This is a genomic window from Bradyrhizobium monzae, from assembly GCF_021458635.1.
GTDB lineage: Bacteria > Pseudomonadota > Alphaproteobacteria > Rhizobiales > Xanthobacteraceae > Bradyrhizobium.
The window spans coordinates 555,243-576,322 of sequence record NZ_JAIRDQ010000004.1; the positions used below are offsets into that span (position 1 = coordinate 555,243).

23 protein-coding genes and 1 tRNA gene are annotated in these 21,080 nt (G+C 64.3%); 10 read left to right on the forward strand and 14 right to left on the reverse strand.

From position 1 onward, the window contains the following. Nucleotides 1-36: 36 nt before the first annotated feature. Nucleotides 37-357 (forward strand): thioredoxin, encoded by a 321-nt coding sequence (gene trxA / locus K3F49_RS18910; protein WP_007598398.1) that lies wholly within the window; start codon nt 37-39, stop codon nt 355-357. 74 nt (nt 358-431) lie between these two features. Here trxA and K3F49_RS18915 read toward each other — a convergent pair whose 3' ends face one another. The 13 genes from K3F49_RS18915 to aroA form a co-directional block, all read right to left on the reverse strand. After that, nucleotides 432-854: an SRPBCC family protein gene (locus tag K3F49_RS18915; protein WP_234682453.1), complete on the reverse strand. Its 423-nt coding sequence runs from the start codon at nt 852-854 to the stop codon at nt 432-434. Between the two features lie 37 nt (nt 855-891). After that, nucleotides 892-1,632, reverse strand: a complete 741-nt coding sequence (locus tag K3F49_RS18920; RefSeq protein WP_234682454.1) for a metallophosphoesterase family protein — start codon at nt 1,630-1,632, stop codon at nt 892-894. 37 nt (nt 1,633-1,669) lie between these two features. Then, nucleotides 1,670-3,013, reverse strand: coding sequence for a bifunctional folylpolyglutamate synthase/dihydrofolate synthase (locus tag K3F49_RS18925; protein WP_234682455.1), 1,344 nt, complete (start codon nt 3,011-3,013; stop codon nt 1,670-1,672). Further along, nucleotides 3,010-3,951, reverse strand: coding sequence for an acetyl-CoA carboxylase, carboxyltransferase subunit beta (gene accD / locus K3F49_RS18930; RefSeq protein WP_234682456.1), 942 nt, complete (start codon nt 3,949-3,951; stop codon nt 3,010-3,012). The genes K3F49_RS18925 and accD overlap by 4 nt, the downstream gene beginning before the upstream one ends. A 110-nt stretch (nt 3,952-4,061) precedes the next feature. Next, nucleotides 4,062-4,898 carry a tryptophan synthase subunit alpha gene (gene trpA, locus K3F49_RS18935; protein WP_234682457.1) on the reverse strand — a complete coding sequence of 279 codons (837 nt, stop codon included), beginning with the start codon at nt 4,896-4,898 and terminating at the stop codon, nt 4,062-4,064. Further along, on the reverse strand, nt 4,895-6,112 hold the full coding sequence (gene trpB, locus K3F49_RS18940) for a tryptophan synthase subunit beta (RefSeq protein ID WP_234682458.1): 1,218 nt from the start codon (nt 6,110-6,112) through the stop codon (nt 4,895-4,897). Before trpB ends, trpA begins: the two co-directional genes overlap by 4 nt. Then, nucleotides 6,109-6,768, reverse strand: coding sequence for a phosphoribosylanthranilate isomerase (locus tag K3F49_RS18945; protein WP_234682459.1), 660 nt, complete (start codon nt 6,766-6,768; stop codon nt 6,109-6,111). Before K3F49_RS18945 ends, trpB begins: the two co-directional genes overlap by 4 nt. 64 nt (nt 6,769-6,832) lie before the next feature. Beyond that, the gene (locus K3F49_RS18950; protein WP_234682460.1) at nt 6,833-7,225 is read right to left on the reverse strand and encodes a LapA family protein; all 393 of its coding nucleotides are present in this window, start codon (nt 7,223-7,225) and stop codon (nt 6,833-6,835) included. Between the two features lie 71 nt (nt 7,226-7,296). Continuing rightward, a complete protein-coding gene (locus K3F49_RS18955) occupies nt 7,297-7,602 on the reverse strand; it encodes an integration host factor subunit beta (RefSeq protein WP_007598410.1) in 306 nt (101 codons plus the stop codon). Between the two features lie 183 nt (nt 7,603-7,785). Further along, entirely contained in the window at nt 7,786-8,766 is a 981-nt protein-coding gene (gene sppA / locus K3F49_RS18960) for a signal peptide peptidase SppA (protein ID WP_234682461.1), read from the reverse strand. Nucleotides 8,767-8,950: 184 nt separating this feature from the next. Continuing rightward, the gene (gene rpsA, locus K3F49_RS18965) at nt 8,951-10,657 is read right to left on the reverse strand and encodes a 30S ribosomal protein S1 (protein WP_234682462.1); all 1,707 of its coding nucleotides are present in this window, start codon (nt 10,655-10,657) and stop codon (nt 8,951-8,953) included. Nucleotides 10,658-10,921: 264 nt separating this feature from the next. Further along, nucleotides 10,922-11,560 carry a (d)CMP kinase gene (gene cmk / locus K3F49_RS18970; RefSeq protein ID WP_234682463.1) on the reverse strand — a complete coding sequence of 213 codons (639 nt, stop codon included), beginning with the start codon at nt 11,558-11,560 and terminating at the stop codon, nt 10,922-10,924. Continuing rightward, entirely contained in the window at nt 11,557-12,942 is a 1,386-nt protein-coding gene (aroA, locus tag K3F49_RS18975) for a 3-phosphoshikimate 1-carboxyvinyltransferase (RefSeq protein ID WP_452101108.1), read from the reverse strand. Before aroA ends, cmk begins: the two co-directional genes overlap by 4 nt. Nucleotides 12,943-13,053: 111 nt before the next feature. Between aroA and K3F49_RS18980 the strand changes: the two genes are divergently transcribed. From K3F49_RS18980 to K3F49_RS18990, 3 genes are all read left to right on the forward strand, one after another. Next, on the forward strand, nt 13,054-13,461 hold the full coding sequence (locus tag K3F49_RS18980; RefSeq protein WP_234682465.1) for a TIGR02300 family protein: 408 nt from the start codon (nt 13,054-13,056) through the stop codon (nt 13,459-13,461). 91 nt (nt 13,462-13,552) lie between these two features. After that, a tRNA-Ala gene (locus K3F49_RS18985) sits at nt 13,553-13,628 on the forward strand. Nucleotides 13,629-13,770: 142 nt separating this feature from the next. Then, nucleotides 13,771-14,013: a GIY-YIG nuclease family protein gene (locus tag K3F49_RS18990; RefSeq protein ID WP_234682466.1), complete on the forward strand. Its 243-nt coding sequence runs from the start codon at nt 13,771-13,773 to the stop codon at nt 14,011-14,013. 3 nt (nt 14,014-14,016) lie between these two features. Here the strand turns inward: K3F49_RS18990 and K3F49_RS18995 are convergent, their stop codons facing one another. Beyond that, a complete protein-coding gene (locus tag K3F49_RS18995) occupies nt 14,017-14,475 on the reverse strand; it encodes a MarR family winged helix-turn-helix transcriptional regulator (RefSeq protein ID WP_234682467.1) in 459 nt (152 codons plus the stop codon). Between the two features lie 156 nt (nt 14,476-14,631). On the opposite strand from K3F49_RS18995, the gene K3F49_RS19000 reads away from it, so the two are divergent. From K3F49_RS19000 to K3F49_RS19025, 6 genes are all read left to right on the forward strand, one after another. Next, nucleotides 14,632-15,057 (forward strand): organic hydroperoxide resistance protein, encoded by a 426-nt coding sequence (locus K3F49_RS19000; RefSeq protein WP_027531600.1) that lies wholly within the window; start codon nt 14,632-14,634, stop codon nt 15,055-15,057. Nucleotides 15,058-15,228: 171 nt separating this feature from the next. After that, complete coding sequence (locus tag K3F49_RS19005) at nt 15,229-16,431, forward strand: CaiB/BaiF CoA transferase family protein (protein ID WP_234682468.1); 1,203 nt, start codon at nt 15,229-15,231, stop codon at nt 16,429-16,431. A gap of 228 nt (nt 16,432-16,659) precedes the next feature. Continuing rightward, nucleotides 16,660-17,976: a sn-glycerol-3-phosphate ABC transporter substrate-binding protein UgpB gene (ugpB, locus tag K3F49_RS19010; protein ID WP_234682469.1), complete on the forward strand. Its 1,317-nt coding sequence runs from the start codon at nt 16,660-16,662 to the stop codon at nt 17,974-17,976. A gap of 53 nt (nt 17,977-18,029) precedes the next feature. Continuing rightward, nucleotides 18,030-18,911, forward strand: a complete 882-nt coding sequence (ugpA, locus tag K3F49_RS19015) for a sn-glycerol-3-phosphate ABC transporter permease UgpA (RefSeq protein ID WP_234682470.1) — start codon at nt 18,030-18,032, stop codon at nt 18,909-18,911. Next, nucleotides 18,911-19,759, forward strand: a complete 849-nt coding sequence (gene ugpE, locus K3F49_RS19020) for a sn-glycerol-3-phosphate ABC transporter permease UgpE (RefSeq protein WP_234682471.1) — start codon at nt 18,911-18,913, stop codon at nt 19,757-19,759. Before ugpA ends, ugpE begins: the two co-directional genes overlap by 1 nt. Before the next feature lie 6 nt (nt 19,760-19,765). After that, the gene (locus tag K3F49_RS19025; RefSeq protein WP_234682472.1) at nt 19,766-20,848 is read left to right on the forward strand and encodes a sn-glycerol-3-phosphate import ATP-binding protein UgpC; all 1,083 of its coding nucleotides are present in this window, start codon (nt 19,766-19,768) and stop codon (nt 20,846-20,848) included. Nucleotides 20,849-21,080: the final 232 nt, after the last annotated feature.

Genomic DNA, 21,080 nt, shown 5'->3' on the forward strand with positions numbered 1-21,080 from the left:
CGCGCCGATTCTCTTTCAACCGAGTGAGGTACTCCAATGGCCGTTGGCAAGGTTTCCGACACCGATTTCGAAGCCGAAGTACTCAAGGCGAACGGCCCCGTCGTCGTCGATTTCTGGGCCGAATGGTGCGGCCCCTGCCGCATGATCGCACCCGCTCTCGACGAGATCGCCGGCGCGATGGGCGACAAGGTCAAGATCGTGAAGCTCAACGTCGACGAGAGCCCGAAGACCGCGTCGAAGTACGGCGTGATGTCGATCCCGACCCTGATGATCTTCAAGGGCGGCGAGATGGCCTCCCGTCAGGTCGGCGCGGCGCCGAAGGCGAAGCTGCAGCAGTGGATCACCTCCGCGGTCTGATCCACGCCGTTTGAGTTTGTGCAACGGCCGGCGAATAGCCGGCCGTTTTGTTTGCGCGCAGCCCGGCAAGGGGCCTATTTCTCCTCCGCGAGCTTGGCCAGGCTCGCGAGTACCTCAGGAAAATCTGCGGAAACCGCCGGACCGATCTCGGCAGCCTGCGGGCCTTGGGCATCGACGGCGTAAACGATGCGCGTGCGGGCCGGTCCAAGCCGCTCGATGCGATGGGCGACCTTGATGGCGAGATCGCCGACCCGGGTTTCGTCGACGAAGCACACGTTCTCGCGCACATCGATCAATTGCGAGCGCAGCGCCTCCTCGCCTGGCGGTGTCATCGTGAACCAGATGCCGGCCGCGAACGGCCCGTCGATCACGATCTGTTCGATCCCCGCGTTCCAGTGCTTCCAGCCGGGGACATCGCGAAAGATGCTCCAGATCGTCTCCGGGGATGCCGACGTCTCGATGGCGTATTCGCTTCTCCAGGCACGTCCGTCATCCATCGCGCGCTCCTGCTGATATGTGCGCTAATATCGTACGCTACCCGATCCAGCCCGTCGCCAGCGCGTTGGCGAGCTCCGGCTGATTGTTGCGGCGTGCGAGCGCGGCCATCGCTTCATGGTCGTAGGCGATCTGGCGGAACGTGACCTGCCAGGCAGCGTCAACGAATTCGAGGATCGCATAGCGCGCGTGCGGCGTACCGGCTTCGACCAGATGCGGAAACGGATGCACGTCGCGATAGCCGGGGCTGCCGACGCTGCCGGGATTGACGATCAGGCGGCCGTCGCGAAGCCGCACGGCACGGGCAAGATGGGTGTGGGCGCAGAGGATCAGCGACTGCGCGACGCCTTGCGCAAATTGCTCGATCCGGTCGAGCGGCGATAGCGCCACCGTGCCGTCGGGATGCACAGTGTCGAGCCAGTAGACTTCGTCATCCTCGGGCGTCGCATGGCAGAGGAAGACCTGGTCGCGAAACACCCGAATCATCGGCTGCCCACGCAGCCAGTCGAGCTGCGCCGCATTGAGCTGCGCATGCGCGGGACGGTCCCACGAGCCCATCTTCTCCGGAGCACGATCGAGCAGATAGCGGTCGTGGTTGCCGAGCACATGCACGGCATCGAGCTCCATCAGGATCTCGATGGTACGGCGTGCATCGAGCGGGCCGCTCAGCATGTCGCCGAGATTGACGATGTCGGAGATGCCGTGCGCGCGAATGTCGGCCAGCACCGCCTCCAGCGCGAGATAGTTTCCGTGGACGTCGGCAATCGCGGCAAAACGCATTGGCATTTCCAATCTCGCATGGAGGACACGAGACTTTCTATGCAGGAGGCGTGCCGTTGAGCCTCAGCACGTGGCCGGCGAGATAGAGCGAGCCGGTGATGAGGATGCGCGGCGGCACTTCGTAGGCGAGCTTCGACAGAGCTCGCAGGGCGGCCTCGACGCCGGGGGCGATCTCGACGCGCATGCCGAGGCTGCGCACCGCGTCCGCAAGACGATCGACCGGCATCGCGTTTTCGATGTCCGGAATCGGCACGGCGATGATGTGGCGGGTGAGGCCGGCGAAATTGGCCAGAAACGCCTGCGCATCCTTGTTGGCCATCATGCCCGAGATCACGACCAGCGGCCGCGACACGCGCTCTTCGAGATCGCCGAGCGCAGCGGCTGCGACGCGGCCGCCATCGGCATTGTGCCCGCCGTCAAGCCAGATCTCGCTGCCCTGCGGCCCCCAGGAGAGCAGCTCGCCCGAGGTGAGACGCTGCATCCGCGCCGGCCATTCGGCGCTGACGATGCCGGCCTCGAAGGCCGCCTGGTTGACCTTGAAGTTCGGAATCGCCCGCAGCGTCGCGATGGCGAGGCCGGCATTGTCGAACTGATGCCGGCCGAACAGGCGCGGCGCCGCCAGATCCATCAAGCCGCGCTCGTCGGAATAGACCAGACGGCCATGCTCGACATTGACATGCCAGCTTTCGTTCGCGGCAAACAGCGGCGCGCGCATGCGCTTGGCCTCGGCCTCGATCACGGCCATCGCTGCAGGTGTCTGCTCCGCGCACACCACGGGCACGCCGCGCTTGATGATCGCGGCCTTCTCGCCGGCGATCGATGTCAGCGTGTCACCGAGGAAATCCATGTGATCCATGCTGATCGGCGTGATCACGCAGGCCGCAGGCGTATCGACCACATTGGTCGAATCGAGCCGGCCGCCGAGGCCGACTTCGAGCAGCACGGCGTCGGCAGGATTTTGCGCGAACAGATCCAAGGCGGCGGCGGTCTTCAGTTCAAAGACCGTCGCAGGCTCGCCGGCATTGACGCGCTCGACCTCTTCCAGCGCCGCGCGCAATTCGTCGTCGGAGACGAGCACGCCGCCGCCGACGCGGCCGATGCGAAAACATTCGTTGATGCGGACCAGATAGGGCGAGGTGTAGGCGTGGACGCGCAGGCCGGCCGCCTCCAGCGTCGCGCGCAGATAGGCAACCGTCGAGCCCTTGCCGTTGGTGCCGGCGACATGGATCACCGGCGGCAGCTTGCGTTCGGGATGGCCGAGCCGCTCGAGCAGGCGATGCATCCGCGTCAGCCCGAGATCGATGCGTTTCTGATGCAGGGCCGACAGCCGCCCGATCAATGCATCGAGCAGCAGCTTTGCGCTGTCAGAGGATTCGTTCACGCGTGGGGCGCAGCCGGCGCCGTCTCAGCGGCCGATACGATCTGTGCCGGGCTGACGACAGGCTGTACCGATTTCGAGGCGCCCTCGTGCGCCGGCGCCTTGGTGAGCAGGCGGCAGAGCCTTGCCAAGGTCGGACGCAACTCGTGGCGATGCACGACCATGTCGACCATGCCGTGCTCCTTCAGATATTCGGCACGCTGAAAACCCTCGGGCAGCTTTTCGCGGATGGTCTGCTCGATCACGCGCGCGCCGGCAAAGCCGATCAGCGCGCCGGGCTCGGCGATCTGCACGTCGCCGAGCATCGCATAGGACGCGGTGACGCCGCCCGTGGTCGGGTTGGTCAGCACGACGATGTAGGGCTGTTTCGCTTCGCGCAGCATCTGCACGCCGACCGTGGTGCGCGGCATCTGCATCAGCGACAGGATGCCTTCCTGCATGCGGGCGCCGCCGGACGCGGCGAACACGATGAACGGCGACTTCTTTTCGACCGCCAGCTCGAGCCCGCGCACGAGGGCTTCACCGGCAGCCATGCCGAGCGAACCGCCCATGAAATCGAAATCCTGCACGGCGATGACGACACCGGCGCCTTCGAGCTTGCCGTAGCCGACCTTGACCGCGTCGTTCAGATTGGTGCGCGCGCGCGCGTCCTTGACGCGGTCGACGTATTTCTTCTCGTCGCGAAACTTGAGCGGATCGGGCGTGACGTCCGGCAGAGCGACGTCGAACCAGGTCTCGTTGTCGAAGATCGACTTCAGCCGCGCCACCGCGCCCATGCGCATGTGGTAGTTCGAGCCGGGGATGACGAACTGGTTGGCCTCGACGTCCTTGTAGAACACGAGCTGTCCGGAATCCGGGCACTTGATCCACAGATTCTCCGGCGTCTCCCGCCGCAGCATGTTGCGGATCTTCGGCCGGACCACATTGGTAAGCCAGTTCATGGTTTGCTCCGATGTGCGATCCCGCAGGGGATCGCCTGAAGAACTATATGGCGGCCGGGCCCTTGCCCGGCAAGCCGCCATGTCGTCCGCCCCTAGAGCGGAATTATGGCCTATTCGGCCGCTTGTTTCGCTGCCCTCACACCCTGGGCCAGCGCCGCCGTCAGCTCGGCCACGGCGTTAACGGTTTTGGCGGTTGCGCGGCCCTCGGCATCGAGACTGTTCTTGAGCGCATCGACCAGCGCGGTGCCGACCACCGAACCATCGGCCTTCTCGGCAATGGCGCGCGCCGCCTCCGGCGTGCGGATGCCAAAACCAACGCAGATCGGCAGCTTGGTATGCCGCTTGATGCGCGCGACAGCTTCACCGACGGCATTCGCGTCCGCCGCCGCTGCACCGGTGATGCCGGCGATAGAGACGTAATAGACAAAGCCTGATGTGTTCGCGAGCACCGCGGGCAGGCGCTTGTCGTCGGTGGTCGGGGTCGCGAGGCGAATGAAGTTCAGGCCCGCCTTCAGCGCGGGAATGCAGAGCTCGTCGTCTTCCTCCGGCGGCAAATCGACGATGATCAGGCCGTCAACGCCGGCCGTCTTGGCATCAGCCAAAAACTTGTCGACGCCGTAAATGTAGATCGGATTGTAATAGCCCATCAGCACCAGCGGCGTGCCGTTGTCGTCCTTGCGGAAGCCGCGCACCAGCTCCAGCGTCTTCCTCAAGGTCATGCCGTTCTTGAGCGCGCGCAGACCTGCCGCCTGAATCGAGGGACCGTCCGCCATCGGATCGGTGAAGGGAATGCCGAGTTCGATGATGTCGGCGCCTGATTTCGAGAGCGCCTTGACGATCTCGAGCGACGTCGCCGGATCGGGATCGCCCGCCATCACATAGGTGACGAAGGCCGCGCGGCCCTCTTTCTTCAATGCGGCGAAACGGGTGTCGATACGCGTGGTCACTTGGTCTTGCCCTTCAGGATGTCGCCGACCTGGGGGACGTCCTTGTCGCCGCGGCCGGAGAGATTGACGACCATCAGGTGGTCTTTCGGCCGCTTCGGCGCGAGCTCCATCACCTTGGCGATGGCGTGCGCGGGCTCGAGTGCCGGAATGATGCCCTCGAGCTTCGAAAGCAGCTGGAACGCGGCGAGCGCCTCGTCGTCGGTCGCGGAGAGATAATTGACGCGGCCGATTTCGTGCAGCCAGGAATGCTCGGGGCCGATGCCGGGGTAGTCGAGGCCGGCCGAGATCGAATGCGCGTCCTGGATCTGGCCGTCGGCATCCATCAGGAGATAGGTGCGGTTGCCGTGCAGCACGCCGGGACGGCCGCCTGCAATCGACGCGGCGTGCAGCTGCGTCAGCCCATGGCCCGCGGCTTCGACGCCGAAGATCTCGACGGTGGAATCGTCGAGGAACGGATGGAACAGGCCCATCGCGTTCGAGCCGCCGCCGATGCAGGCAACGAGAGAGTCCGGCAGGCGGCCTTCGACCTCCTGCATCTGCGTCCTGGTCTCGTTGCCGATGATGGACTGGAAGTCGCGCACCAGCGTCGGATAGGGATGCGGCCCTGCCACCGTGCCGATGCAGTAGAAGGTGTTGTGCACGTTGGTGACCCAGTCGCGCAGCGCCTCGTTCATCGCGTCCTTCAGCGTGCGCGTGCCCGACTGCACCGGGACCACCGTCGCGCCCAGCATCTCCATGCGGATCACGTTGGGCTGCTGCCGCTCGACGTCGACCGCGCCCATATAGACCACGCATTCGAGGCCGAAGCGCGCGCACAGCGTCGCGGTGGCGACACCGTGCTGGCCGGCGCCGGTCTCGGCGATGATGCGCTTCTTGCCCATGCGCCGCGCCAACATGATCTGGCCGAGCACGTTGTTCACCTTGTGCGAGCCGGTGTGGTTGAGCTCTTCGCGCTTCAGGTAAATCTTGGCGCCGCCGAGATGCTCGGTGAGGCGCTCGGCGAAATAGAGCGGCGAGGGACGGCCGACATAATTCTTGAGATAGCCGTTCATCTCGGCCTGGAAGGCCGGATCGGCCTTGGCCGCGGTGTAGGCCTTCTCCAGATCGAGGATCAGCGGCATCAGGGTTTCGGCGACGAAGCGTCCGCCGAAGATGCCGAAATGGCCGCGCTCGTCGGGGCCGCTGCGATAGGAATTTGGTTTGGCGATGTTCATCGAACGCTCAACTCTTGAGTGGCGCGCGCGGCGCGAATGAAGGCCTTGATCAGCTCGGGGTCCTTGACGCCGGGGGCGCTCTCGACACCCGAGGACACGTCGGCACCACCGGCGCCGGTGACGCGGAGGGCTTCCGCGACGTTGTCGGCGTGAAGCCCGCCCGAGACCATGTAGGGCAATTTCAGGTCGAGATTTTCCAGCAGGTGCCAGTCGAAGGGCGCCCCCAGGCCGCCGGGCCGGGTCGCATCCTTGGGCGCACGCGCATCGAACAGGATGCGGTCGGCGATCGCGGCATAGCCGGGCAGCACGGCGAGATCGGCCGATGTCGCGACCGGCACCGCCTTCATGACGGGGCGGCCGAATCTCTGCTTGATGTCGCGCAGCCGCGCCACGCTCTCCTTGCCGTGAAGCTGAAAAATATCGGGCGACAGCGCATCCATGATGTTGTCGAGCGTGGCATCGTCGGCATCGACCGTGAGCGCGACCTTGAGCGCGCGCCGCTTCACCTGCCGGCCGAGATCGCGACCCGTCTCCAGCGACACATGCCGGGGCGAGGGCGGAAAGAACACGAACCCCACCATGTCGGCGCCCGCGTCGAGCGCCGTTTCGAGCGTCTCGCGCGTGGACAGGCCGCAGATTTTGACGAGCAGGGACATGGTCACAAAGCAGGTGGAGGCCGCAAGCGGCGGCCGGGAAACGGGTTTTTCAGTCGGGCCGCTTCTACAACGTCGCGCGCTGCTTGTCTCGCCCAACGGGCCCGTAGAGGCCCACCCCGGAGGGCACCGGGAGGTGCCGGGGCTCGGGCTTGGCCGGAGCCGTCTGGGCCCGCAGATCGGCCAGCTCACCCCGGGCAGCCCGGGCATCCGCCTCATTCCGGCGGGCGGCGCGTCGCCAGTGCCGCTGGCCGAACCAGACGGCGCACCCACCGGCGATGACGCCCACGGCAGCCACCAGGATCAGCAGCAGGAACAGCGGCAGCGTGATCGACAGCGCCGGATCGGCCGCCATGAAGGGATCAAAGGAGACGGTGACGAAGTGGCGGTTGGCCACCGCAAAGGTCACCAGGATCAGGCCCAGCGGAATCACGATCAGCGCGGTCAGGAATTTTCGCATCGCGATCGCTCGTCTTGAATCAAGCTCGTTGCCGCATCATGCGGCCATTCGGTCAAGCCCGGACCACAGCGTTAGTCCGGGGCGCCCGGATCCGGATGATCGCGATTCAGCCGCTCGCGCATTTCCTTGCCGGTCTTGAAGAACGGAACGCTCTTCTGATCGACGGGGACATGGGCGCCGGTGCGCGGATTGCGGCCGGCGCGTGCAGGGCGGTGCTTCACCGAGAAAGCACCGAAGCCGCGCAGCTCGACGCGGTCACCGCGCGCGAGTGCCGCTACGATCTCCTCGAGAATCGCATTCACAATGTTCTCGACATCCCGCTGGTACAGATGCGGGTTGTGCTCGGCGATACGCTGAACAAGTTCGGATTTGATCATCGAGAGATAGGACCCGGGAGCGTGCGGATGACCATTTCCGTGAAAATGCCTTGATCTGTCAAGACGCTAAATGAAGGTTGAGCGTCGTGAAAATGCGTGACATTTGCCGAAAAAGCGGGCTGCACGGCTACCCGCCGGACGGGAAAAAGGTCCTGGGCTCGCGTTGTTCCCGCTTATTCCCGGTCAATTCGACGCAGCCGGCTGCCACAGGGCCAGCATTCCATCCAACCCGACGCGATCGACCGCCTGCACGACGCCGGTTTGTGCGATTTGGTGCGCAATCGAGCCGAATCCAAGCGCTTCCAGCGTTACGGCAGCGGCGGTCTTGAGGAACGGCAGGTCGCCAAAGCGGGGCTCGAGCTTGTAATCGCGCACGCTGAGACCCTTCTTGACACCCTTCTGCTCCTCGAGCCAGGTCACGGCGGCTTTCTCGTCGCCGAGCTGATCGATCAGCTTTAGATCGATCGCCTGGCGTCCGGTGAAGACGCGGCCATCGACGACTTTTTCGAGCTGCGTGTCATCCATGCCACGCCGCTGCTTCACCAGATCCTTGAACCAGGCATAGGAATCCTTCACCAGCGCATCCAGCGCGGCCCGGGCCTCGGGGCTGGTCGGCTCAAAACCGTTGGGCGCGGCCTTCAGCGGCGTGGACTTCACTTCCTCGACCTTGACACCGACGGTCTTCAGCAGCTCCGAAAAGTTCGGAAACTGGAACAGTACGCCGATCGAGCCGACCAGCGAGCTCTGCTGGGCGATGATGTGATCGCTCGCAATCGCGGTGATGTAGCCGCCCGACGCCGCAAGCCCCTCAACCACGACGACCAGCGGCTTCTTCGCCTTCAGGCGCGTCAAGGAATCGTAGAGCTGCTCGGACCCGGCAGTGGTGCCGCCCGGCGAGTTGACGTGAACGATCACGGCGGCGGCCTGCGAATTCTCCAGCCGCTCCAGCGCCCGCGTCCGCTCGGAATCGCTGCGGATCAGGCCGTCGATCTGGACGCGCGCGATCGAGCCTGCGGAGGCGAAGCTGCCGCGCGCGCCGGGTGTCGCGATCAGCGCGAAGCCCGCGATCGCCGCGATCGCGATCAGCGCAGCCATCACGCGCCAGAACGTCAGCTTGCGGCGGATCCTGCGGCGATCGACGATGATGTCCGAATCGAGCGACATCGGAATATCTCCAAATGAAGGGCCGCGGGCGTTGTGCCGTCACAACGTGACCAATGGCTTGTCTGGATACATCAATTGCGGCGCAATTTGAAGAAAACAAGGCCCCGCGCAGCCCGGACGGAGCCGCAACAAAAAAGCCCCGGCTCGCGCCGGGGCTTTGATGCTTGCGAAACGAACGTTTCGTTTACTTGCTGTCGCGGTTCTTGAGCGCGGTGCCCAGGATGTCGCCAAGCGTCGCACCCGAATCCGAGGAGCCGTACTGCGCGATGGCTTCCTTCTCTTCGGCGACTTCGAGCGCCTTGATCGACACCTGGACCTTGCGGGCCTTCTTGTCGAACTGGATCACGCGGGCATCGACCTTCTCGCCGACGGCAAAGCGTTCGGCGCGCTGGTCGTTGCGGTCACGCGCGAGCTCCGAGCGCTTGACGAAGGTGGTGAAGTCGGTACCGGCGATCTTCACCTCGATGCCGCTTTCCTTCACTTCGAGCACTTCGCAGGTCACGACCGCGCCCTTCTTGACATCGCCCGGCTCGGCGAAGGGGTCGCCTTCGAGCTGCTTGATGCCGAGCGAGATACGCTCCTTCTCGACGTCCACATCGAGCACCACGGCTTTCACCACGTCGCCCTTCTTGTAGTTGTCGATCACCTGCTCGCCCGGCTGCTTCCAGTCGAGGTCGGAGAGATGGACCATACCGTCGACGTCGCCTTCGAGACCCAGGAACAGACCGAACTCGGTCTTGTTCTTGACTTCGCCCTCAACGGTCGAACCGGTCGGGTGACCTTCGACGAAGACCTCCCAGGGGTTGCGCATGGTCTGCTTGAGGCCGAGCGAAATGCGGCGCTTGACGGAATCGACTTCCAGCACCTGCACATCGACTTCCTGCGAGGTCGACACGATCTTGCCGGGGTGCATGTTCTTCTTGGTCCACGACATCTCGGAGACGTGGATCAGGCCTTCGATGCCCGGCTCGAGCTCGACGAACGCACCGTAGTCGGTGATGTTGGTGACACGGCCGGTGAAGCGGGCACCCAGCGGGTACTTGGCTTCGATGCCCTGCCACGGATCGTCCAGCAGCTGCTTCATGCCCAGCGAGATGCGGTGCGTCTCGTGGTTGATCTTGATGATCTTGACCTTCACGGTCTGGCCGATCGAGAGCACCTCGGTCGGGTGGTTGACGCGGCGCCACGCGATGTCGGTGACGTGCAGCAGGCCGTCGATGCCGCCGAGGTCAACGAACGCACCGTAATCGGTGATGTTCTTGACCACGCCGTCGATGACCTGACCCTCTTCGAGGTTCTGCACCAGCTCCTGACGCTGCTCGGCGCGGGTCTCTTCGAGAACCGTGCGGCGGGACACGACGATGTTGCCGCGGCGGCGGTCCATCTTGAGGATCTGGAACGGCTGCGCGTTGTTCATCAGCGGCGCAACGTCGCGGATCGGACGGATGTCGACCTGCGAACGCGGCAGGAAGGCAACGGCACCGTCGAGGTCGACGGTGAAGCCGCCCTTGACCTGGTTGAAGATGACGCCCGTGACCTTCTCGTTGTTCTGGAACGCCTTCTCCAGCTTGCCCCAGCTCTCTTCGCGGCGCGCCTTGTCGCGCGACAGCACGGCTTCGCCGAGGGCGTTCTCGATGCGATCGAGGAACACTTCCACCTCGTCGCCGACCTTGATCTCGCTCTCACGGCCGGGGCCGGAAAATTCGCGCAGGGCGACGCGGCCCTCGGTCTTCAGGCCGACGTCGATGACGGCCATGTCCTTTTCAATTGCAACCACCTTGCCCTTGACGACCGAGCTCTCCTGCAGGTTGCCACCTGCGAAGGACTCGTCGAGCATCGCGGCGAAATCGTCGCGCGAGGGGCTATAAGTATCAGCGGAAGTCGAAGCCATTTGTTCTCCAGTTGCGGATGTCTTGCCGGCCGTTGGGTTTTTGGGCGTATCGGACGCGCAGTGTCGGAAGGTCCACAAAACCTTCTAGCGACCGCTCGTTGCTCCGATTTGCGACCGGAACAGCGGAAGCGGGCCGGCTGGGCCCGCACGTTCGATACGAGAAAATCTTTGTCCGGAGCCTGGATCGCGTCGACCCCAAACAGGGATCGAGAGTATCGACCTCAAAGAGCGGGAGCGGGCGCTTCCTCCAATGACGGCTGCGGCTTAACCCCGCGACCGGCCCGCTCGGACGGCCTCGATAATGTCGATGGCGGCCCGGACGCCGCCTTCTATATCCAGTTGGGAGTTATCAAGCAAGTAAGCATCCGCGGCCGGTTTGAGCGGCGCAATCGGCCTGTTCTTGTCCCGCTCGTCGCGCTGGATGATGTCGGCGAGCACCGCCGCCTCATCCGCCTCCTCGCCCCGTGCCCTCGCCTCCATGGTGCGGCGGCGGGCGCGAACTCTTGGGTCGGCCACGACGAAAATCTTCACGTCGGCATCAGGGCAGATCACGGTTCCAATGTCCCGGCCGTCCAGCACCGCGCCGGGCGGATCGGCAGCGAATTGCCGCTGGAAATTGAGCAGGACCTCGCGAACCCTGGGGATCGCCGAAACGATCGAGGCGCCCTCGCCGGCCGTCTGGGTCTTGAGGGCGGGATTGCCGAACTTTTCGGGATCGAGTTCCAGCGCGGCCTGCACCGCAGCCGCCTCGTCCCGGAGATCATGGCCGGACTGCATCAAGGCGTAAGCGACCGCGCGGTAGATCACGCCGGTATCGAGGTGACGATAGCCGTAATGATGGGCGAGGCGCTTGCCGAGCGTGCCCTTGCCCGAGGCCGCGGGTCCATCGATGGCGATGATCATGAAAACTCGGCTCCCAGCGACCGCATCATCGGAATGAAGTCCGGGAAACTGGTGGCGATGAAGGCGGTGTCGTCGACTGTCACCGGCTGATCGGACGCGCAGCCCATCACCAGCGCCGACATCGCGATGCGGTGATCCATATGCGTGGCGACAGTGCCGCCGCCGGGGACGTGGCCGCGGCCTTCGACGATCAGATCGTCGCCGGAAACAGTGACCTTCACGCCATTGACGCGGAGCATGTCCGCGGTCGCCTCGAGCCGATCGGATTCCTTGACGCGCAGCTCCTGCAGACCACGCATGATGGTCGTGCCTTCGGCGAACGAAGCCGCGACCGCGAGCACGAGATATTCGTCGATCATCGACGGCGCGCGCTCCGGAGGCACTTCGACGCCGCGCAGCTTTGATGCGCGCACGCGCAGCTGCGCCATCGGCTCGCCGGCGTCACCGCGTACGTCGCTTTCCTCGATGGACGCGCCCATCTCACGCAGCGTCGTAAAAAGGCCGGTGCGCAGCGGATTGGTCATCACGTCCGATAGGACGACATCGGAACCTTCGACGATCAGCGCCGCAACGACGGGAAAGGCCGCTGAGGACGGATCGGCGGGCACGATGACGGTGGCACCACGCAGCTCGGGCTGGCCGGCCAGCGTGATGCGGCGGCCGTGAGCGCCCTCCGCCACCGAGATGATATCCGCACCAAAATGCTTCAGCATCAGCTCGGTGTGGTCGCGGCTGGCCTCGCTCTCGATCACAGTGGTGGCGCCCGGCGCAGACAGCCCCGCCAGCAGCACCGCCGACTTGATCTGGGCCGAGGCAACCGGCGTCTTGTAGGTGATCGGCAGCGGATCGCGCGCGCCCTGAACGGTCAGCGGCAGCCGGCCACCCTCGGCGGCAGAAGCGACCTTGGCGCCCATTTTTTCCAGCGGATCCAGGATTCGGCGCATCGGACGGCTGCGCAGCGAGGCATCGCCGTCGAAGATCGCCGAGATCGGGCAGCCGGCGACGGCGCCCATGACGAGCCGGCAGCCGGTACCGGAGTTGCCGAAATCCAGCGCGGCCTTGGGCTGGGCAAAGCCTCCGACGCCCACGCCCTGCACCTTCCAGGCGAAATCGCCGGTGCGTTCGACCCTGGCGCCGAGCGCCCGCATGGATTGGGCGGTGTTGAGGACGTCCTCGCCCTCGAGAAGGCCCGCAATCCGGGTCTCGCCGACAGCAAGCGCGCCCAGGATGAGGGCGCGGTGGGAGATCGACTTGTCCCCGGGCACCCGTACTTTTCCGGTCAGGGGACCGCTTGCGCGCGACTTCAGCGGCGTCGGCTTGTCGGAATGGGTCAAGATTGTGTCCTTGAATGCGTCCGAAGAGGCTGCGGGCAGGTACCACATGGTCTCCCCGCCGTCACGAGCATGTCTTTCTCTCGTAATGCGCTATTGACAGCGGGCCGCCAACTAGCCAAGTGAAACACCGCTTTTCAGACATCCCAGGATTCCTCTGCCGTGGCCAAGTCCGAACTCGGAACCAAACGTATTTGCCCGACCACGGGCAAGAAGTTCTACGACCTCAACAAGAATCCGGTGATCTCGCCCTATACCGGCGAAGTGGTCCCGATTGCGCCTGTGGCGCCGGCCCGCGCGACCCGCGGCGCCGAAGCCCGTCACGCGGCTGCCGCGGACACCACGCCGGAGCCGGCCGAGGTCGAGGAGGTCTCGCTCGAGGAGGCCGATGCCGAAGAGAACACCGGCAAGGTCAAGGCCGTCGTCCCCGAATCCGAGGACGATATCGAGGTCGACGAGACCCTCGACGACGACGATGACGATGATTCGACCTTCATTGCCGACGAAGAAGAGGGCGATGAGGACGTGACCGACATCATTGGTGATGTCGGAGGTGATGAAGAGACTTGAGATCAGCCCTGATCTGTGAAAAAGGGTGCACCGCGCGAGTCACCAGGCTCGCCGGTCGGGAGTGATCCACAAGGATCGTCCCAAGACTTAAGGGGCCATAGCTCAGCTGGGAGAGCGCTTGCATGGCATGCAAGAGGTCGGCGGTTCGATCCCGCCTGGCTCCACCACGCTTCGCCCTTCGGGCTCCCCGTGGCTGCGCCACGCGTAGCCTGAAGGGCGAAGCCTGGTGTCCGGCGAAGCCCGCAGGGCGAAGACGGACTGGTGGTTTTCCTACTCCCTCCCATCCGACTGCCCAGACGCGAGCCGTCAATGTGGTACGTCTACATCCTCAGCAGCATCGAATTTCCCGACCAAGAATATATCGGCGCCACGGAAGATCTGAAGCGACGGCTGCCTGAGCACAACGCCGGTAAATCCGCCCATACCGCCAAGTTCAAGCCGTGGAAGCTGGTTTGGTATTGCGCCTTCCCTGACAAGATGAAGGCCCTGGCATTCGATAAATATCTCAAATCGCACTCGGGCCGCGCCTTCTCGAAAAAGCGGCTCTGCTAGCCCCTACTCCCCGATCACCGCATTCAGCCGATCCCTTAGCGCGACGATCTCGTCTTTCATCGCGACCAGCTCCGGCACCGTGCAATCCGACGCGGCCAGGATCGACTGCGGGACGCTGCGCGCCTTGTCCTTCAGCGCGTGCCCATGCGGCGTCAGCGCGATCAGGACCCGACGCTCGTCTTCGCTCGAGCGTGTGCGCTTGACGAGGTGTGCGGCTTCGAGCCGCTTGAGCAGCGGCGTCAGCGTGCCCGAATCCAGAAACAGCTTTTCGCCGATATCCTTGACCGGCACGTCGTCGCGCTCCCATAGCACCAGCATCACCAGATATTGCGGATAGGTCAGGCCGAGCCGGTCGAGCAGCGGCTTGTAGACGCGGTTGAAGGCATGCGCGGCCGAATAGACGGCGAAGCAGATCTGGTTGTCGAGGCGTTGCGGATCCAGGGTCGATAATTTCCGGGCCATAGAGAATCTCACGAGATTGACCCGCATTGTGGGACCGGGCGGGCCGACATTCAATTGCGAACAATTAAATGTGAGGCATGCAAATTTCAATTGCGCACAATCTAATTGTTTGCGATAGAGGTGGCACCCCAACCCCAAAACCCTGAGGAGACGAAAATGTCCGTGAACGTCCTCTACAAGACCAGCGCAAAGGCCACCGGCGGCCGTGACGGCCATGCTGCGACCCTCGACGGCGCACTCGACGTCAAGCTCACCACGCCGAAGGAGCTCGGCGGTGGCGGCGGCGCCGGCAACAATCCCGAGCAGCTGTTTGCGGCCGGCTATGCCGCCTGCTTCATCGGCGCGATGAAGTTCGTGTCCTCGCAGGGTGGCCCGAAGGTCCCCGCCGACGCTTCCGTCACCTCGACTGTCGGCATCGGCCCGCGCTCGGCCGGTGGCTTCGGCCTCGACATCGATCTGGCCGTCTCGCTGCCGGGGCTGTCCCGCGCCGACGCCGAGGCGCTTGTCGAGAAGGCGCACCAGGTGTGCCCGTACTCCAACGCGACGCGCGGCAATGTCGACGTCCGCCTGACGGTCGTCTGATCTCGGTGGATCGGCTGGCCCGAGATCTCCCTCGGGCCGGCCGCTTCCGCTTGATTTGCCACGCCGCGGGATTGCGCGGCGACGCATACGCCCCCACGCGACAAGCCATTGCTGGCCTGGGCGAACCTCGCTAGGCCTGTGGTCGACGATCGACACAGGGGAAGCGAAGGCATGACTGAAGCCGCAACCGGCGCAATGAGCGGACTGCGTGTGATCGATCTCACGCGCGTGCTCGGCGGTCCCTACTGCACCCAGATCCTCGCCGACCATGGCGCCGACGTGATCAAGGTCGAGCCGCCCGCGGGCGACGAGGTGCGCGACTGGGGGCCTCCCTTCCACGAGGACGACGCGGCGTATTTCGTCGGCATCAACCGCAACAAGCGCTCGATCGGCCTCGACCTCGCTTCCGATGGCGGTCGTGTCGTGCTGCTCAAGATGCTGGAAACGGCGGACGTCCTGATCGAGAATTTCAAGCCGGGCACACTGGAGAAATGGGGCATCGGCAACGATGTGCTCAGCAAGAAATATCCGCGTCTCGTGCACTGCCGGATCTGCGGCTTCGGCGCCGACGGCCCGCGCGGCGGCAATCCCGGTTATGACGCGATCATCCAGGCCATGACCGGCATGATCGCGGCGACCGGCTCGCCGGAAAGCGGTCCGATGCGGATCGGCGTGCCCTTGGTCGACATCACCACCGGACTTTATGCGGCGATCGGCATCCTGATGGCGCTGTCCGAGCGGCAGCGCTCGGGCAAAGGCCAGTTCCTGGAGACGACGCTGTACGAAACCGGCCTCGCCATCATGCATCCGCACACCGCGAATTATTTCATGCATGGCAAGCCGCCCGGCCTCACCGGGAACGAGCATCCGAACCTCGTGCCTTACGCGATCTTCCCGACCAAGACCGACAACATCTTCATCGGCGTCGGCAATGACGGCACGTTCCGCAAGCTCGCCAAGGAAATCGGCAAGCCCGAGCTCGGCACCGATCCGCGCTTTGCCCGCAACAAGGACCGCATCGCCAATCGTGATGCGCTGCGCGCCGAGCTTGCCGCGGTGTTCAGCCAGCACGAGGCCGAGCCGCTGTGCAATCGCCTGCTGGCCGCGGGCCTGCCCGCAGGTCCCGTGCAGAAGATCGACCAGGCGCTGACCAACCCGCACACGATCGCGCGCGGCGATGTCATCGAGAAGGATTGGTACAAGGGCGTGGCCTCGCCGATCCGGCTCGATCGCAGCAAGCCGAGCCTGCGCCGCCTGCCGCCGAAGTTCAGCCAGCACTCCCAGGAGGTGCTGGGCGAGTTCGGCTACTCAAAGGCGGAGATCGACGCGATGGTCGGGAACGGCGTGGTCTGCGGGCCCGAGCGCAAGCGCTAGGGCCTCGCCTCCTCACCTAAGCAAATGCCGCACTGCGGCGCGGGCATTGGTGTGCACCGCGAATGGAGGAGGCTGCCCGCGTCGCGTTCGCCTATTTGATGGCTTCCCTTTTCCAGCGCTTGCCGCTTTCGTTTCGGCCGCTTACACAGTCATGTGAACGTCATATGGCGCTGCTAGCGCAAGCGCTTCTTTTTGACGGCCAAGAGAACGGCCAAGGGAGGTTACTTAATGGCTCTTCGACATTTTGGAGCGGCTGCCGCTGTTGCAATCGCGGTTGGCATGACGGCTTCGCCGGCGCTGGCCGCGACTGAAATCCAGTGGTGGCACGCGATGACGGGCGCGAACAACGACGTCATCGTCAAGCTCGCCAACGACTTCAATGCGTCGCAGAGCGACTACAAGGTCGTCCCGACCTACAAGGGCAGCTATCCCGACACCATGAACGCCGGCATCGCGGCCTTCCGCGCCGGCAACGCCCCGCACATCATGCAGGTGTTCGAGGTCGGCACCGCGACCATGATGGCCGCGACCGGCGCCGTGAAGCCCGTCTACAAGCTGATGGCCGACGCCGGCGAGAAGTTCGATCCGAAGATCTACCTGCCCGCCATCACCGGCTACTACTCGACCTCGAAGGGCGAGATGCTGTCCTTCCCGTTCAACTCGTCGTCGACCGTGATGTGGGTCAATCTCGACGAGCTGAAGAAGGTCAACGCCGAGATCCCGAAGACCTGGCCCGAAGTGTTCGAGGTCGCCAAGAAGCTGCACGACAACGGTCATCCGACCTGCGGCTTCTCCAACTCCTGGGTCACCTGGGTCAATCTCGAGCAGCTCTCCGCCTGGCACAACGTGCCGCTCGCCAGCAAGGCCAACGGCCTCGACGGCTTCGACACCAAGCTCGAGTTCAACGCGCCGCTGCAAGAGAAGCATCTCGAGAAGCTGGTCGAGCTGCAGAAGGACAAGACCTACGACTACGCCGGCCGCACCAACCAGGGCGAAGGCCGCTTCACCTCGGGTGAGTGCGCGATCTACCTGACTTCGTCGGCCTTCTTCGGCAACGTCAAGGCGCAGGCCAAGTTCAACTTCACCGCCGCCCCGATGCCGTATTATCCGGACGTCAAGGGCGCGCCGCAGAACTCGATCATCGGCGGTGCTTCGCTCTGGGTGATGGGCGGCAAGTCGGCCGACGAATACAAGGGCGTCGCCAAATTCCTGACCTTCCTCTCGGACACCGATCGTCAGGTCTACATCCACAAGGCCTCGGGCTATCTGCCGATCACCAAGGCGGCCTATGAGAAGGCCAAGGCCGAGGGCTTCTACAAGGATCAGCCCTATCTCGAGACCCCGCTGCTCGAGCTGACCAACAAGGAGCCGACCGAGAATTCGCGCGGCCTGCGCCTCGGCAACATGGTTCAGCTGCGTGACGTCTGGGCGGAAGAGATCGAGCAGGCGCTGGCCGGCAAGAAGACCGCCAAGCAGGCGCTGGATGCCTCGGTCGAGCGCGGCAACACGATGCTGCGCCAGTTCGAAAAGACCGCCGTAAAATAAGGCGCAGGCGTCGGCGGGCCGCACGATCAGCGGCCCGCCGGCGCCACCCCATCATGCAAAAGCAAGCGATTTTCCAGTCAAAGCTACTGCCCTTCGCGCTGGTTGCGCCGCAACTCGCGATCGTTCTGATTTTCTTCTACTGGCCGGCCGTGCAGGCCGTCATCCAGTCGTTCCTGCTGCAGGACGCTTTCGGCCTCTCGACGAGCTTCGTCTGGTTCGAGAATTATCTCGAGCTGTTCAGTGACCCCGCCTATTTCGAGACGATCATCCGAACCTTCTTCTTCTCGTTTGCGATCGCGGGGTCCTCGCTATCCGTGGCGCTGCTGCTCGCGGTGATGGCGGACAAGCCGTTACGCGGCGGCGCGGTCTATCGCACGCTGCTGATCTGGCCCTATGCCGTGGCGCCGCCCGTGGTCGGCGTGATCTGGGTCTTCATGCTGCATCCCTCGCTCGGCGTGCTCTCGCGCTATCTGCGCGCCGCCGGCATCGAATGGAATCCGCTGCTGGACGGCAACCAGGCCGCGACGCTGGTCATCCTCGCCGCCGCCTGGAAGCAGATCTCCTACAATTTCCTATTCTTCCTCGCAGGACTCGCGAGCATTCCGAAGAGCGTGCTCGAGGCCGCCGCGATCGACGGCGCGCGCCCGATGCGCCGGTTCTGGACCGTGACTTTCCCGCTGCTGTCGCCGACCATCTTCTTCCTGCTGGTCGTCAACATCGTCTATGCCTTCTTCGACACCTTCGGCATCATCGACACCATGACACGCGGCGGTCCCGGCAAGTCGACGGAGACGCTGGTCTACAAGGTCTACAACGACGGCCTGATCGGCGGAAACCTCGGCAGCTCGGCGGCGCAGTCGGTGATCCTGATGGTCATGGTCATCGTGCTCACCGGCATCCAGTTCCGCTTCGTCGAACGCAAGGTGACCTACTGATGGTCGAGCAAGAGGGCTTTCGACGCTACGTCGCCCACATCGTGCTCTGGATCGGGATCGCGATCGTCGCCTTCCCGGTCTACGTTGCCATCGTCGCCTCGACCCAGGACAACGCGCTGATCGCCAACGGGCAGATGTCGCTGTTGCCCGGCGGCCATTTCTTCGAGGTCTACTACCAGACCATCTTCGTCGGCACGAGCGGCTCGACCCGCGAGCCCGTGGCCAACATGATGCTGAACTCGCTGGTGATGGCGCTGTTGATCGCGGTCGGCAAGATCGCGATCTCGATCATCTCGGCCTATGGCATCGTGTATTTCCGCTTTCCCTTCCGGATGCCGATCTTCTGGATCATCTTCATCACCCTGATGCTGCCGGTCGAGGTGCGCATCTACCCGACCTACAAGATCGTCGCTGACCTGCACATGCTCGACAGCTACGCCGGTCTCGCGCTGCCGCTGATCGCATCCGCCACCGCGACGCTGCTGTTCCGGCAGTTCTTCATGACCGTGCCGGATGAATTGCTGGAGGCCTCGCGCATCGACGGCGCCGGCCCCTTGCGCTTCTTCTGGGATACGCTGCTGCCGCTGTCGCGCACCAACATGGCCGCGCTGTTCGTGATCCTCTTCATCCTCGGCTGGAATCAATATCTCTGGCCGCTGCTGATCACCACCCGCGACGACATGCAGACCATCCAGATCGGCATTCGCAAGATGATGACCACCAACGATGCGCTGACCGAATGGCCGATCGTGATGGCGACCGCCGTGCTGGCCATGCTGCCGCCGGTGTTCGTCGTCGTCGCCATGCAGAAATTGTTCGTGCGCGGCCTGGTCGAGACGGAGAAGTAGAGAGACATGGCCAACGTCACCCTGCGCAACGTCCGCAAGACCTATCCCGGCGGCTTCGAGGCCATCAAGGGCGTCAACGTCGATGTCGGCGACGGCCAGTTCTGCGTGCTGGTCGGCCCCTCCGGCTGCGGCAAGTCCACGCTGCTCCGCATGGTCGCGGGGCTGGAGACCGTCACCGGCGGCGAGATCGACATCGGCGGCAAGGTCGTCAACCAGGTCGAGCCCGCCGATCGCGACATCGCGATGGTGTTCCAGAACTACGCGCTCTATCCGCATATGAGCGTGTTCAACAACATGGCCTACGGCCTGCGCAATCGCGGCATGAAGGAAGCCGAGATCAAGGCCCGCGTCGAGGAAGCCGCGCGCGTGCTCGAGCTCGCGCCGATGCTGGACCGCAAGCCGCGCCAGCTCTCCGGCGGCCAGCGCCAGCGCGTCGCCATGGGCCGCGCCATCGTGCGCCAGCCAAAGGTATTCCTGTTCGACGAGCCGCTCTCGAACCTCGACGCAAAACTGCGCATCGCGATGCGCGTCGAGATCCGCAAATTGCAGCGCCGGCTGAACACGACGTCGATCTACGTCACCCACGACCAGCTCGAGGCGATGACGCTCGCCGACATCCTCGTCGTGATGAATGGCGGCCAGGTCGAGCAGATCGGCAATCCGCTCGCGATCTACGAGAAGCCGGCCACGACCTTCGTCGCCTCCTTCATCGGCGCGCCGCCGATGAACCTGATGTCGACGCGCCCCGACGAGATCAAGTCCCAGCTCGGTGGCGCTGGCGACGCCGGCATCCTCGGCATCCGTCCGGAAGATTTCGTCATCACCGACCAGACCCCGGCCGGCGGCGTCGCTTTGCCGCTCACGGTCGAAGCGATCGAACGTGTCGGCGCCGAGACCTTCGTCTACGGCTCACGCCAGCAGGACGATAAGCGCGTCGCCGCTACGCCCGGCGAACTGCCGCCGGGCGAGATCATCGTCCGCATCCCCGGCTCCGAGGCACCGCCGATCGGCCAGAAGATCCGCGTCGCGGCGGTACGCCAAAAGCTGCATTTGTTCAGCGGCGACGGGCGTACGCGGATCGAGGCCTGACCGGTTCCGGCCGAAGTCGCGAAAACAACCCCATGCACAGTAGGAGGGGCTCTGTTTTCATTGGGATAAATCACCCGGCAGATTCACCATGACCGGGCGACGGCGAAGCAGTGAATCCACAGCCCCCTGCTAGGTGCTTGAACCCCCACGGGGATATGCCCATATTGCTGACCAAGGGGCGCCGGTTCCGGGCCCTGAAATGCCAAAGTCGCTTCGAGAGGACTTTGTAAAC